13 protein-coding genes, 1 tRNA gene and 2 pseudogenes are annotated in these 13599 nt (G+C 63.8%); 9 read left to right on the top strand and 7 right to left on the bottom strand.

Annotated elements, in window-relative coordinates; translation table 11 throughout:
* Window positions 1-670: 670 nt before the first annotated feature.
* Window positions 671-1195, bottom strand: a complete 525-nt coding sequence (locus tag HYH07_RS23000) for a hypothetical protein (protein ID WP_220004631.1) — start codon at window positions 1193-1195, stop codon at window positions 671-673.
* A gap of 155 nt (window positions 1196-1350) precedes the next feature.
* Here HYH07_RS23000 and HYH07_RS23005 point away from each other — a divergent pair, with 155 nt between their 5' ends.
* Window positions 1351-2157 carry a lytic murein transglycosylase gene (locus HYH07_RS23005; protein WP_220004632.1) on the top strand — a complete coding sequence of 269 codons (807 nt, stop codon included), beginning with the start codon at window positions 1351-1353 and terminating at the stop codon, window positions 2155-2157.
* Between the two features lie 174 nt (window positions 2158-2331).
* On the opposite strand, the pseudogene HYH07_RS23010 reads toward HYH07_RS23005, so the two are convergent.
* Window positions 2332-3161: pseudogene (locus HYH07_RS23010) on the bottom strand (SDR family NAD(P)-dependent oxidoreductase).
* A gap of 127 nt (window positions 3162-3288) precedes the next feature.
* Between HYH07_RS23010 and HYH07_RS23015 the strand changes: the two are divergent.
* The 4 genes from HYH07_RS23015 to HYH07_RS23030 all read left to right on the top strand — a co-directional run bounded on the left by HYH07_RS23015 (window position 3289) and on the right by HYH07_RS23030 (window position 6808).
* Entirely contained in the window at window positions 3289-3663 is a 375-nt protein-coding gene (locus HYH07_RS23015; RefSeq protein WP_220004633.1) for a response regulator, read from the top strand.
* Window positions 3664-3733: 70 nt separating this feature from the next.
* Entirely contained in the window at window positions 3734-4345 is a 612-nt protein-coding gene (locus HYH07_RS23020) for a LysE family translocator (protein WP_220004634.1), read from the top strand.
* A 604-nt stretch (window positions 4346-4949) separates the two neighbouring features.
* Window positions 4950-6152 (top strand): GGDEF domain-containing protein, encoded by a 1203-nt coding sequence (locus HYH07_RS23025; protein ID WP_220004635.1) that lies wholly within the window; start codon window positions 4950-4952, stop codon window positions 6150-6152.
* 35 nt (window positions 6153-6187) lie between these two features.
* On the top strand, window positions 6188-6808 hold the full coding sequence (locus tag HYH07_RS23030; protein WP_220004636.1) for a peptidoglycan recognition family protein: 621 nt from the start codon (window positions 6188-6190) through the stop codon (window positions 6806-6808).
* Between the two features lie 99 nt (window positions 6809-6907).
* On the opposite strand, the gene HYH07_RS23035 is transcribed toward HYH07_RS23030, so the two are convergent.
* The 3 genes from HYH07_RS23035 to HYH07_RS23045 all read right to left on the bottom strand — a co-directional run bounded on the left by HYH07_RS23035 (window position 6908) and on the right by HYH07_RS23045 (window position 9560).
* A complete protein-coding gene (locus HYH07_RS23035; RefSeq protein ID WP_220004637.1) occupies window positions 6908-7249 on the bottom strand; it encodes a hypothetical protein in 342 nt (113 codons plus the stop codon).
* A gap of 184 nt (window positions 7250-7433) precedes the next feature.
* Window positions 7434-8333 (bottom strand): RNA polymerase sigma factor RpoH, encoded by a 900-nt coding sequence (gene rpoH / locus HYH07_RS23040; protein WP_057747064.1) that lies wholly within the window; start codon window positions 8331-8333, stop codon window positions 7434-7436.
* A 219-nt stretch (window positions 8334-8552) separates the two neighbouring features.
* Window positions 8553-9560, bottom strand: a complete 1008-nt coding sequence (locus HYH07_RS23045; protein WP_220004638.1) for an RluA family pseudouridine synthase — start codon at window positions 9558-9560, stop codon at window positions 8553-8555.
* Between HYH07_RS23045 and HYH07_RS23050 the strand changes: the two genes are divergently transcribed.
* Window positions 9559-9903, top strand: coding sequence for a hypothetical protein (locus HYH07_RS23050; RefSeq protein WP_220004639.1), 345 nt, complete (start codon window positions 9559-9561; stop codon window positions 9901-9903). The genes HYH07_RS23045 and HYH07_RS23050 overlap by 2 nt on opposite strands.
* 228 nt (window positions 9904-10131) lie before the next feature.
* Window positions 10132-10206: transfer RNA gene (locus tag HYH07_RS23055), tRNA-Glu, on the top strand.
* Window positions 10207-10722: 516 nt separating this feature from the next.
* On the opposite strand, the pseudogene HYH07_RS23060 reads toward HYH07_RS23055, so the two are convergent.
* Together HYH07_RS23060 and HYH07_RS23065 are read right to left on the bottom strand one after the other, a co-directional pair.
* Window positions 10723-10788: pseudogene (locus HYH07_RS23060) on the bottom strand (SEC-C metal-binding domain-containing protein); the annotation flags it as partial.
* 1 nt (window position 10789) lies between these two features.
* On the bottom strand, window positions 10790-11353 hold the full coding sequence (locus tag HYH07_RS23065; protein ID WP_220004640.1) for a hypothetical protein: 564 nt from the start codon (window positions 11351-11353) through the stop codon (window positions 10790-10792).
* Between the two features lie 709 nt (window positions 11354-12062).
* On the opposite strand from HYH07_RS23065, the gene HYH07_RS23070 reads away from it, so the two are divergent.
* Window positions 12063-12869 carry a transporter substrate-binding domain-containing protein gene (locus HYH07_RS23070; protein WP_409363907.1) on the top strand — a complete coding sequence of 269 codons (807 nt, stop codon included), beginning with the start codon at window positions 12063-12065 and terminating at the stop codon, window positions 12867-12869.
* Between the two features lie 63 nt (window positions 12870-12932).
* On the top strand, window positions 12933-13595 hold the full coding sequence (locus tag HYH07_RS23075; protein WP_220004642.1) for an amino acid ABC transporter permease: 663 nt from the start codon (window positions 12933-12935) through the stop codon (window positions 13593-13595).
* Window positions 13596-13599 lie beyond the last annotated feature (4 nt).

Genomic DNA, 13599 nt, shown 5'->3' on the forward strand with positions numbered 1-13599 from the left:
ATCAGGGCGCCGCAGTCAAATGACTTCGCGCGGAAGTCGATGTTCTTCGCGACCCGAATACCGGCGGAGCTCATGGATAGGGCTTGTTGTCGGCCAGCAGCGTCCTGATATCTGCGCGCGGCCCATCACCTCAAGAAGCGGCGGGCCGATAAGCCCGCCGCTTATCTTGAGGTCTTCAGCGTCGGCCCGGGGCTGGCAGGGCGACAACCTGAGATAGAACTCTATCGCTTGTGCTCCATGCTGGCAAGGCAAATCGTGATGGCGATGATGTCGCAGCCGGCGCATCGGATATGCGGAAGATGTCACAAGCGGGTTCCCGTGATCTCGAAAGCAGATGCTTGGATATTGAAATGATTCGTTGGCCTGGCTCTCGCAATGCAGCGAGAACGCGTGCGGTACCGGGATCAAGCCCTGCGACCATGCGCGGCGGGATGCGGTGCCGGCTCCCATGCGTCGTCGGGCATGATGGTGGATCGCACGACGCCTCGCCGGATTGTCGTGGGGCAGGCGCCTGCGCCCGGAGTCTGCGATGCTGACACCATACTCCTGTTTTGCCCGACGGGTCAAACCGCAATTCGGAAAAAGAGCATCATGTCGTGGCTCGGCCCCTACTGTGCATGGGGTTGTTTTGCGGTTTTGTTTGCGCAGCTGGTCGCGCGCCTCCAGGCCCTCACGCCGCCGGCGCGATATGGTCGTCCGCCTTGGTCTGCTGCATCTGCTGCCGCGCCATCATGTCCTGCCAGAGCGCTGCGATGCTGGCCTGCGTCTGCGGCGCGATCAGGCAATGGCCCTCATTGTCGAAGCCGCAGAACCGCGCGGACGGGTCTTTCCTGACCACGGTCAGCGCCTGGTTGATCATTTCGAGGCAGGTCATGACCTGCTCGATCTGTTGCAGCCGGGTGTGGTGCAGGATGTCCATCAGGCGGAACGTCATCACCGCGGGCTGTCCGTAATTGATGCCGGGCCGGCCGAATTCGAACAGCACGTTCACCGCCGGGAACGTGCCGCGGATGCGCTCGAGCACGCCGGCGACGTCGTCCACACTGCAGGCGACGAGATGGGCGGCTTGAGCCGGGATGGCCGCAGGCGCCCGCGGTGTCAGGCCGAGCGAAGTGATGACCTCCTGCTCGATCCATTGCCGCACCGCCGGCGGTGCATTGCGGATCTGGTCGGTGGTCAGGGTGATTCCGGTCATGGGCTGATCTCCTCGGCAGGCGCTCGGTCTGCTCGAATTTATGAACAGGAGCGTGAGGCACGTTGATGCGGATCAAACCTGCTGCTTTGACCGTGCCCGCGTTCCCGGGCATGATCGCCTTCTGTTTCGCGCCCATGCCATGAGGAATCTTTCGAATGTTGAGACCGCTTCTCGCCGCCGCCGTCATGGTTTGTCTCGTCGGCGGCTCGGCCGAGGCCGCGCGTTGCGGCGGCGACTTCAACAGCTTCATCGCCAGCATGGCTGCGGAAGCGCAAGCCGCCGGCGTCTCGGCCGCCGTGACCAGCGCGGCATTCAGCGGCATCACGCCTGATGCCGCCGTGCTCGCCTTCGATCGGCGCCAGCGCTACACCTTCAACAAGAGCTTCGAGCAGTATGTCTCGACCCGCGTCGGCCCCGGCCGCATCAATGGCGGACGCGCGCTGCTGCAGCGTCATGCCGCGCTGCTCTCGCGCATCGAGCAGCAGTTCGGCGTGCCCCGGCAGATCCTGGTCGCGATCTGGGGGCTGGAGAGCGATTTCGGCAAGGGCGACATGGGCAAGCTGCCTGTCATCCGCACGCTGGCGACGCTCGCGCATGATTGCCGCCGCACCGAGCTGTTCCAGGGCGAGCTGCTCGCCGCGCTCAAGATCGTGCAGCGCGGCGACCTGCCCTTGCGCGACCTCATCGGCGCCTATGCCGGCGAGATCGGCCAGACCCAGTTCCTGCCGTCGTCCTACATCAAATACGGCGTCGATTTCGACGGCGACGGCCATGTCGACCTCCGCCACAGCGTCGCCGACGTGCTCGCCTCGACCGCGAATCTGCTGCACTCGAACGGCTTCAAGATGGGCCAGCCCTATGGCGAAGGCTCGGCCAATTTCGAGGCCATGCGCGAGTGGAACAGGGCGGTGGTCTACCGCAAGACGATCGGGTATTTTGCCGACCGGCTGGTGGGGCAGTAGAGGGGCGAGAGGCGGAGCGCCCGCGCCTCATACTCGCTGTCATCGCCCGACTCGATCGGGCGATCCAGTATTCCAGAGACAGCCGTGATTGAACCGAGAAGCCGCGGCGTACTGGATTCCCCGCCTTCGCGGGGAATGACAGCGGAGGGTGAGGCCGCCGCTATTGCGCCCCACCTACTTCCCCTTCCCCATCTTCTCCAGCCGCCGCTGCAACGGCGCCCAATACGTGCCCGGGCGGAAGCGCTGCAGGATGTCCATGAATCTCGCATCGTTGCCGATCAGGATGCGCGGCTCGTTGCGCTCGATGCCCCTGATGATGCGCAGCGCCGCGTCCTTCGGCGTCGTCCCTGCCGCACGCTCGAACCGGTCGATCGCCTCGGCGCGGCGCGCATTGTCGGTGCCGCCGACCCCGGTGCGCGAGGAGCGCGCGATCGAGGTGGCGACCCCGCCGGGATGCACCACCGAGAGCCGCACCGGGCTGCGAGCGACCGTGAGCTCATGCCGCACGCTCTCGGAAAAGCCGCGCACCGCGAACTTGGCCGCCGCATAGGCTGATTGCCCCGGCGGCGCGAGATGCCGAAGATCGAGGAGATGTTGACGACATGCCCCTGTGCTTGCGTCTTCAGATGCGGCAGGAAGGCGCGGGTGCCGTGCACCACGCCCCAGAAATTGATGTCGAACAGCCAGTCCATCTGCGCCTGGTCGATCTCCTCGAACGTCCCCATCAGCGCCACGCCGGCATTGTTGATGACGATGTTGAGCGCGGGATGCATAGCGATGGCCTCGCGCGCGAATTGCGCGATGTCATCGGGCTCGCTGACATCGATGCGATGCACGCTGATCTTGCGCTGTGCGCCGATCTCGGCGGCCAGCGATTTCAGCCCGGCCTCGTCGCGATCGGCGAGCGCGAGGTCGCAGCCGCGGTGAGCGAATTCGATGGCGAGCGCGCGGCCGATGCCGCTGGCCGCCCCCGTGATAGCCGCCGCGCCGCGAATCATTGTCATGATGCCCCCCGTCAAGCCCGCGTGGCGGGAACAAGAATGTACATTTTTTCAGTTTGGAACCGAACCGTTGTCCCGCTCCATCTTTAACATGCGTTACTTGAACGGAGGCAAGCATTGGGAGCCGCCGATGGGACAATCAGAACCATTTCGTGCCACCGCCCTCATCGTTGAAGACGACCTCATGCAGCGGGAGATGCTCTGCCTCCTGCTCGAGGAGAGCGGCTACCAGGTCATCCAGTGCGAAAGTGCGGAGGCCGCCGAGCGTGTGCTGGACAAGAGCGCCGGCGCGCTCTGCCTGATGCTGACCGACGTGCAGCTGGCCGGTCGCATGAACGGCGTCGAGCTGGCGCACGTCGCCAAGGACCGCAATCCGAAGCTCGACGTCGTCGTCACCTCCGGCCGCCCCCTGGTGCAGGCGTTGCCCGCCGGCGCAAAATTCTGGGCCAAGCCCTGGGCGCCGCTGGACGTCCTGCGCGAAGCCGAGATCGCCCAGCTGAACTGAGGCGCGCCCGGCTGCAGCGCTGACCGTGTCGTGACTTCTCGGCAAGCGGCAGGGGTGGTAGGGACGAGGCATGTCCTGGTCCTTCCTGCTCACCTCGCTGATCGTCGTCGCGTCGCCCGGCACCGGCGTGCTCTACACCCTGGCTGCGGCGCTGACGCGCGGCTCGCGCGCCAGTGTGGCGGCGGCGTTCGGCTGCACGCTCGGGATCGTGCCGCACATGTGTGCTGCGATGCTCGGCCTTGCCGCCGTGCTCCATACCAGCGCGCTCGCCTTTGCCGCGCTGAAATGGTGCGGCGTGGCCTATCTGCTCTACATGTCCTGGCAGGCGCTGCGGGAGACGGGGGCGCTTGCGGTCGACGGCGAGATCAAGGAACGCTCGGGCGGCCGGGTCATCGTCACCGGCTTCCTGATCAACATCCTCAACCCCAAGCTCTCGATCTTCTTCCTCGCTTTCCTGCCGCAGTTCATCGCGGTGGACGAAGCGCATGTGCTGGCGCGGATGCTGGAATTGAGCGGCGCGTTCATGGCGATGACCTTTGTGGTGTTCGTCATCTATGGCCTCTGCGCCGCCTCCGTGCGCGAGCGCGTCATCTCCCGTCCCGGCGTGATGGCCTGGTTGCGCCGCTCCTTTGCGGCGGGCTTCGCCTTGCTGGGTGCCAAGCTGGCCTTCGCCGAGCGGTAGCCAATAAAAAAAGCGGGCCCCGCGCCCGCCATCTTCAAACTCTCTTAGCCTTGTAGCCTGTAGCTTTGCCCGACGCCCGGGCGGAGCATGCTCCACCCGGGCAAAGAACATCCGCGCTACTTCTTCTTCGCGGCCTTCTTGGCCTTTTTCTTCGTCGCCTTCTTCGCCTTCTTCGCTTTCTTAGCCATAGGATCCTCTTAAGGGTTAATGGTGAAACGCGACACGAGGATCGCTCGGCGGAGGGCCAGCCTCGCAACATCCTCGCTGACAAACTCAGCAGATTCGCGCGTCTATGCCCCGCGCTGTCACATCTGCGTCATCACGTTATCCACAGCTCAGATGCCTTTTCAGGTGATTTTGGCCCGCGAATCCGCTTCGCGGTCGGCGTCGACGCGATCGCGCCTCGACGCCGGCGACGTGCCTAACGATCGATAACCGAGACGCTGCGTTCATGAATCCAAAACCAAGGGCGCGCTTTCGACAATCGCAGTGAGGTTCCGTTAAGCGCAACCGGCGCATGATCCTCCGCAAGAACGCGGGGGCGGGTCATGGACGAACTTCTGCTGGAGACGGGGGGCGGCACGCTACGCGTATCGCGGACGCCGTGCTGAACGTACCGACGCTCTGGATGGTCTTCGTCGTCAACTTCTCGGCGCTCGGTCTGATCTGGGCCTATGTGACGCGCTCTTATCCGAAATTCGAAGCTGCACGGTTCTGGATGGCGTCGGCTTTCGTCGGCGCAGCCGGCGCGATCACGGCGTTGACCGGCCTGTTCGTCAATTCCGTGGTGCCGCTGCTGTTCGGGGCTGCCGGCATCATTGCCGCGAGCTGCTTTGCGGCTGCGGGCATTCAGCGTTTCTACGATCGGCCGGCGTCCTGGCGCCTTATGACCGCGACCGCGATCGCAAGTCTCGGCGGTGTCATGTTCTTTAAGTTCGGCTTCGACCAGATGCAGCTGCGAATGCTCTGCTACACCATCGGTCAGGGCTGGCCGCTGGTGTTGTCGTTGCGCCTGCTGTTGTCGCCGCCGGAGGGCCGCGCCAGCCCCGGCGCGCGGCTTGCCGGCATCGTCATCCTCACCATGATCGCGGTGTTCGTGGCCCGTACGGTCGGCAACGCGCTTGGCGGCGATTTCTCGGCAGTCGCGCGCGGTCAGAACCATGCCGTCATGGTGCTGGTGCTGCTCTTCCTGTCGATGACGCTCAATTTCGGCTTCCTGCTGATGGCGATGGACCGCCTCCGCAACGAGGTCGCCGACCTTGCGCTGCTCGACGATCTCACCGGCGTCGCCAATCGCCGCCATCTGTTGCAGCGGCTGAGCGAGGAATGCGCCCGTTCGGAGCGCAGCGGTGAGCCGTTCTCGCTGCTGGTGATCGATCTCGACGGCTTCAAGACCATCAACGACACCTATGGCCATGCCGCCGGTGACGCCTGCCTCCGGCACTTCACCCTGATGGCGCAGACGCGCCTCCGGCCCGGCGACATGCTCGCCCGGACCGGTGGCGACGAGTTCTGCGTCGTGCTGCCGTCCTCGTCGTTGCGCGAGGGTGCGCTGATCGCCCGCCGCATCCTCGAGGTCTGCCGCCAGGACGCCGCCGGCTGCTCGGGCAACGACATCCCGATCGCGATTTCGATCGGCGTTGCGGAATGGGATCGCGGCGTCGGCCAATTCCCGGATAGGCTGATCGCCCACGCCGACCATGCCCTCTATGCCGCCAAGAAGCACGGCAAGAACGATTTTGCGATCTATGATCAGTCCCCGCCGCTCTCGCCCGAGCCGGTCGAACCCGCGCGCAAATTCGCGTAAGTCTGCTACGCTGGGGTCCGTTGTTGGATCCTGTGATGATATCTCGCCTCGTTGCGGCGGTTCTCGCCGCCCTGCTGATCGTTCCTGCCGCTGCCATGGATTCCGAGCTCGCAAAGCTCGCGCGCAGCAGCGGCACGCCCGATATTCCAGGCCTGAAGATCGTCTGGCTGGCGCCGTGGGGCGATGTCGCGACCGCCCATCCCTGGCGCAACATCATCGTGCACCAGACCGAAGGTCCATCAGGTTCGGCTCGCGGCGGCGCGCAGGAGCAGTTCAAGAATCCCACCCGTCGTGGCGTGATGGTCTGGGTCGAGACCGACGGCACGGTCTATTGGTCGGTCGCGGACAATCTGGTGCCGACGCATACCGACGGCGCCAACCGCAACGACAGCAAATACATCGACAACAGCACGACCTATCATCAGGTCGTGCGCGACAATTCGATCGGCGTCGAGTTCGCCGGCAACTATCCCGATGTCGCGACCGGTCCGACCGAAGCGCAGGTCGCGGCCTGGAAGATCCTGGTTCAGGTCCTGCGCGCGCGCTACGGCATCCCGCTCGATCACGTCTATGCCCACAACTGGATCGACTTCAAGGACGCCCGCTATTGCGAAGGCTGCTGGCTCGCGACGCTGGCCAGGATCTGGGGCGAGTAGCCTCTGTCATTCCGCGGCGCGAACCCGGAATCCATTGATCCACTAACCCCGTCGCCTGATGGATTCCGGGCTCGCGCCGCGCGCGCCCCGGAATGACATTCACACCGGCTGTGCCATCCAGCCGAACAGGCGCCGGATCAATCCCGGCTGCTCAGGCAATTCCGGCGGGCCGTCCGCGGCCAGCACGCGTTTGAGGAAGTAATCCAGGAACACCATGTCGTTCGGCTCGGTGACGGTGAATTCCTCCTCGCCGAAATAGACGCTGTAATTGAAGAAGAACGGGCGCATCAACGGAATCGTCGCGGTCGAGGCATAATCCTTGGAGATCACGAACTCTGCCGGATCGAGGCCGTGGTCGCGCATGGCCTGCTCGACCAGCGGCAGTTTGCGCATGAACTGGGCGGAGAAGCCGCCGACGGTGGATTGCAGGATGATCGACACAATGCGTGTCCGTTCTTTGGATACGGCCCGGCAATCTTTGGTCGGTCGAGCCGTCACCTGCGTTCAACAGCCTCGCCGGCACAATCCGCCGACCACGCTGCGGCTCACACAACAAAAAGCCGGCGTTGCCGCCGGCTTTTCGTCAATCTCGATCCGCCAATTCCTGGCGCAGGACATGCCGCGCTTAGTGCGCGGCTTCCAGCGCGGCCTGCTCCTGCCTTGCGATCGTGCCCTTGACCGCGGACTGCACCTTCTCGAAGGCGCGGACCTCGATCTGGCGGACGCGCTCGCGCGACACGCCGAACTCGGCGGCAAGGTCTTCCAGCGTCATCGGCTCATCGGCGAGGCGGCGGGCCTCGAAGATGCGGCGTTCGCGCGGGTTGAGCACGCCCATGGCGCCATTCAGCGCGTCACGGCGATGGTCATATTCCTCGTGCTCCGCCATCATGGCTTCTTGGTTGGGCGTATTGTCGACCAGCCAGTCCTGCCATTCGCCAGCTTCGCCGTCGTCCCGGATCGGCGCGTTGAGCGACGCGTCGCCACCGAGGCGGCGGTTCATGTCGATCACGTCCTGATCGGTGACGCCGAGGCGCTTGGCAATGACCTTCACCTGATCGGGGCGGAGATCGCCCTCGTCCAGCGCGTTGATCTTGCTCTTCGCCTTGCGAAGGTTGAAGAACAGCTTCTTCTGGTTCGCGGTGGTGCCCATCTTCACGAGCGACCAGGAACGCAGGATGTACTCTTGAATCGACGCCTTGATCCACCACATCGCGTAGGTGGCGAGACGGAAGCCCTTTTCGGGCTCGAAGCGCTTGACCGCCTGCATCAGGCCGACATTGCCTTCCGAGACGACCTCGGAGATCGGCAAGCCGTAGCCGCGATAGCCCATGGCGATCTTGGCGACGAGCCGGAGATGGCTGGTGACGAGTTGATGTGCCGCGTCGCGATCGTCATGCTCGCGCCAACGCTTGGCGAGCATGTATTCCTGCTGGGGTTCCAGCATCGGGAACTTGCGGATCTCGGCGAGGTAGCGAGAGAGGCCGGATTCTCCATTGAGGACCGGCAAAGCAGCGGTACGGGCCATTATGAAGCCCTCCAAAGGTTCAGGCCCCCGATAGCGGCGGGCCAGGCAGACGACCGCTTGGTTAAAGCCGGTCGTAGCTGCGATGTTCCACGTTGGTCACTTCCAACGCAGGCGCAATATACCCCATCGGGGGTCAAAAAGGGAAGGATTGCTGACGTCACGTCCCCGTGTGGCAGCTATAACTTTTTGTAATGTAACGCTTTTCTTAAAGCCCCTGCGTCATAGCGCCGCTTTCAAAGCGCTTTCAAGGAGAAGCAAATCCTCTGGTAGACCTGCCTCCCAGTGAAGAAGTTCTCCGGTCCTGGGGTGCTCCAATACCAGCAGATAGGCATGCAGAGCCTGTCGCCCAAGCGCCGTCAAAGCGGCTTGCGACTCGGGCCCGAGCTGGTTCGCCTTGGTCTTGAAATGCGGGCCATAGACCGCGTCCCCCATCAGGGGGTGACCGATATGGGCAAGGTGGACGCGGATCTGGTGGGTGCGTCCGGTCTCGAGCTCGCAGGCCAGCAGTGCTGCGACCGGCTTGCCGTCACGGCCGTTAAAACTCTCCAGCAGCTCCCAATGCGTCACCGCCTCGCGGCCACCCTGGCGCACCGCCATCTTCTCGCGAGCATGCGGGTGGCGGTCGATCGGCGCGTCGACGGTGCCGCGATGCCGGCCCGGCAGCCCCCAGGCGAAGGCCATGTAGCCGCGCCGCATCGCACCCGTCCGGCCGTGATCGGCGAATTGGGCGGTAAGCGAGGCGTGCGCGAGGTCGTTTTTGGCAACCACCATCAGCCCGGTCGTGTCCTTGTCCAGCCGGTGCACGATGCCGGGCCGGCGCACTCCGCCGATGCCCGACAGCGAGCTGCCGCAATGGGCGATCAGGGCGTTCACCAAGGTGCCGGTCTCGTGCCCGGCAGCGGGATGCACAACCAGGCCTTTGGGCTTGTTGATGACGATGAGGTCGTCGTCCTCGAACACGATATCCAGCGCGATATCCTCGCCCTTGGGCTCGGGCGGGGCCGCCTCCGGCACGTCGATTCTGATCGTATCGCCTGAGGCGACGTGATAAGCGGGGTCGCGGATCTCGGCGTCCTTGAGGCTCACCGCGCCCGCCAGAATCAGGGCTTTCAGCCTTGATCGCGACAGCTCCGGCAGGCGCGCCGCCAGCACGCGATCGAGCCGGGCCGAGCCCTCGTCGCCGTCCACCACGACTTCCAATCTCTGCGCTGAACCCAGGCTTTCCATGACGACGTCTGATACCGTTGTTCCCGAACCGACCCCCGAGCAGGCCGCGCTGTTCGCGCGGGTGCGACGGATGATGCTGATCGCGGGGTTGACCACGGCGCTGGCCGTCTGCGCCGTCCTGATCGCGGTGGGCTACCGCCTTTTCAAGTCGGAGGGAAGGGCGCCCGAGCCCACGGGCGACGTCATCGCGACCCTGCCGAAAGGCACCAAAATCGTGTCCACGGGCGTTGCCGGCGACCGCCTCGTGGTGACCCTGGATATCGGCGGGGTCACCGAGATCCGCACCTTCGACGCCCGCACGTTCAAGCCGGCCGGAAAGCTGAAATTTGCCAACGAGCCGTAAGGTCGGCCCCGACAGGCGCCCCAACCGCGCGGTCGTCCTGGCCAAGGCCAGGATCCATAGCCACCGAATTCGGTTGCGTGAACGAGATCGGCACCCCGATGTGCCTTAACCACGACCATTCGGGGCAATGGGTCCTGGCCTTCGCCGGGACGACGCTGCGGAGACATTTGAAACCGGTCAATCTCACCTTGCCGTCGGCAAAATTCGCGGCTATGTCCTCTCCCTCACGCTCCCTTCGTCTAGCGGTTAGGACGCGGCCCTCTCAAGGCTGAAACAGGGGTTCGATTCCCCTAGGGAGCGCCAGTTTCAAGGCCGCGCCTCACGCGTAGCTCAGCCGGATCGAAGCCACTGCTCGGCGGTCAGGGCCTTCAGCTGCTCGAAATATCTGACATTCGGATCCTCGCCGGCTCCTGTTCCGGGCTTCGCGCCGCGCTCTTCCAACTTGCGGACCAGGTCGTTCATGTGTCCGGCAAGGACAGAGCCGACCGCATGAATGGCCTCGTGGCGATCGAGCCCCTCGTCCATCAGTCGTTCCACCGTGCTTCGCACCGGCAGTTCGGGATCGGCAATCTGGCTCTCGACCACGGCATGGAGGGTCGCGTGCAGTTCTGGCCGCGGAAGGCGGACCCCGGCGCGCCGATGGTAATCCGTCACGAGATCGATCCGTTCTTCCTCGTCCAGGGCAAGCCAGTGCTCCGGGTCCGGTTCGATGAAGGGGTCGTACGCCAGCATCCTTCCTTCGGCTTCCTCGAGCGCCGACGAGACGAAATCCAGGGCATCGTCTTGGAGCAATCCGGACGACGACCCATCAAGCCGTTGCGCGTCCAGGCAGCACTTCTTGAACTTCTTGCCGCTGCCGCAGGGGCACGGGTCGTTCCGTCCGACCTTATGCGAGTTCATGATCGAGACTTTCGCTGACCCGGTCCTCTGGTGTCCTCGCCCATGACAATATCGATTTCGACGTGCCGGGGAAACCTCCCTCCCGCAGGCCGCGGGCCGAACTGAGCGCACTGTCACCGAAATACGAGTGCGTTCTCCATGGCGAATTCGGATTGGAGGCGCGGTAAGGGTGCACCAAACCTTGCTCCTTAATGACCAGGATGCCACAAGCGCTTAGCAGTTCGTCGGCTGCGGTAACTCTTCGCACCGCTGAGCGGCTAAGCAAACATTCTCTCGATTCACCGAGATCAGCCAAGGCGTCGATCTGGCGATCTTTCGTTTGGCCCAACCGACCGGCGACCTTCGCGAAGTAATTTCGATAGATTGTAGCCGCGCCGGCGGCCATTGCGCAGGCTGGGCCCTGCGTTGGATCGCTCTGATAGATGGTCACGCCGTCTTCCGGAGCCTTGTTCGGCCCGATCATTTCCAACAGGTTGAACTGCGAAGCAACTTGAAAGAGCGCGCCAGCAAGTGCGCGTTGCCAATGCATATCTCTGACGTCGCCGCTCATGAGAGAGACCCGCAGTCGACCAGGCCTGACGTGGGCAGATCGAACTTGATTTCGAAGGTCGGACAGCGAGGCCAACTGCAACAGTCCGGTCCTGTAGCTCTTGGCCGTTGACCAGCGAAGTCAGCCTGCCGTTCCGCACCCGGGCTTGTCACGGGTCGACGTTTAGTCCGTCTCGATAAAGCCCGTCAGTCTCTCAAACCAATTCAAATCAACAGTCTCCGCAATGCAAAGCAGTGCATTGGTAGATCGTCGTCACAACCGTTGTGCCGGATGTGCCTGCCAACGATTGTGCGATGGCCTGCATCATCAACCAGAGATTAACATGATACACTATGGCGAGACCGGCTGTGAAAGCCGTGAGCTGTCTAACGACGAATTCCCGATTGGATCGCGCATTCCGCAACAGCCGAAGACTTCGTTCGGGTCCCGCCGCAACCAGCGAGATTGGCCAGCTTATGGGTCTTGATGTGGGGGCAAACGGCCAGACCTGCCCGGTCGAATGACCTTGTGCGCGTGCGATGTTCTGCAGCACGACGCGAAATCGATCACCTACCGCCGAGATCCAGCTTCCACGTGTGCTCCAAAGCAGTTGACAAAGATCAGGGCATGTCCATTGATAAGGTAATCCGCTGTAGCGTTTTTATGTCTACTATAATGGACAAAGGGGTAGGGCATGGCAATGATTCCGAAGGCAGTGGTGCTGGGGCTCATGGCGACCGCGTCCGTCGCCCTTCTTCCGAACGGCGCGATGGCGGCCAAGCTCGACGACGTGCTGGCACGCGGCAAGCTCGTGGTGGGCACCGGCTCGACCAACCCGCCTTGGCACTTCAAGGACGCGTCCGACACGCTTCAGGGCTTCGATGTCGACATGGCCAAGATCATCGCCAAGGCACTGTTCGGCGACGCGAAGAAGGTCGAGTTCGTCAACCAGTCGTCCGACGCGCGCATCCCCAACATCACCACCGGCAAGGTCGATATAACCTGCCAATTCATGACCGTGACCGGCGAGCGCGCCCAGCAGGTCAACTTCACGATCCCGTATTACCGTGAGGGCGTTGGCCTGATGCTGAAGGAAGGCGGCCAGTACGCCGACTACGCCGCACTGAAGGCGGCTGGCTCGTCCGCGACCATCGCCGTTCTCCAGAACGTCTATGCCAAGGAACTCGTCCACAAGGCGCTTCCCAAGGCGAGCGTCGACCAATATGAGTCGCAGGACCTGCTCTACCAGGCGCTTCAGTCGGGCCGCGCGGATGCCGCCGCCACCGACCAGTCGTCCATCGCCTGGTACGTCACACAGAACCCTGGCCAGTACAAGGACGCCGGTTACGGTTGGAGCCCGCAGACCTATGCCTGCGCCGTTGCCAAAGGCGATCAGGACTGGCTGAACTTCGTCAACACTGCCCTGCACGAAGCGATGACGGGCGTCGAGTTCGACACCTACGCCGCCTCCTTCAAGAAGTGGTTCGGCAAGGATTTGCCGCCCCCGGCGATCGGCTTCCCGGTCGAGTTCAAGTAACCGGCTGAGCCGGCGGTCCAGGCTCCGCGCCCGCACCGCCCCACGCCCAAGCGAGTGATCCCGATGGGATACACCCTGAACTTCGACGCCGTCTGGCGCAACTTCGACAACCTCCTCTGGGGTCTGGGCCTCAGCCTCACCCTGGCCTTTGTGGCGATCGGGATCGGCTGCGCCCTCGGCCTGATTCTCGCCTTCGGGCGGATCAGCCGATCCCGGCTCCTGTCGGTGCCCTCGGGTGCCTACGTCACACTGTTCCGCAACCTGCCCCTTCTCGTTATCGTCCTGTTCTCCTTCTTCGCGTTGCCGCAGCTTGGGCTGCGTCTGTCGAAGGCGAACTCGTTCGTGCTGGCGCTGGCCCTGTATTCGGCGGCCTATCTGGCCGAGGTGTTCCGCGGCGGCCTTCTGGGCCTGCCCAAAGGCCTGCGCGAGGCGGGCCTCGCCATCGGCCTGACGGAAGGGCAGATCCGCCGGCGGCTCGTCCTGCCCGTGATGTTCCGAGCCGTCCTGCCGGCGCTGGGGAGCACCTTCATCGGCCTGTTCAAGGACACTTCGCTCGCCGCCGCGATCGCGGTGCCCGAGCTTACCTTCGAGGCGCGCAAGATCAACGTCGAGACCTTCCGCGTGATTGAGACGTGGATCGTGGCGAGCGGGCTCTACATCGCGACCTGCGCAATCCTTGCCGCCCTTCTGCGCCGTCTCGAAGCGCGACTCGCCGTTTCGAGGTAAGGCC

The organism is Bradyrhizobium sp. BR 10261, assembly GCF_019455395.1.
Classification (GTDB): Bacteria; Pseudomonadota; Alphaproteobacteria; order Rhizobiales; family Xanthobacteraceae; genus Bradyrhizobium; species Bradyrhizobium manausense.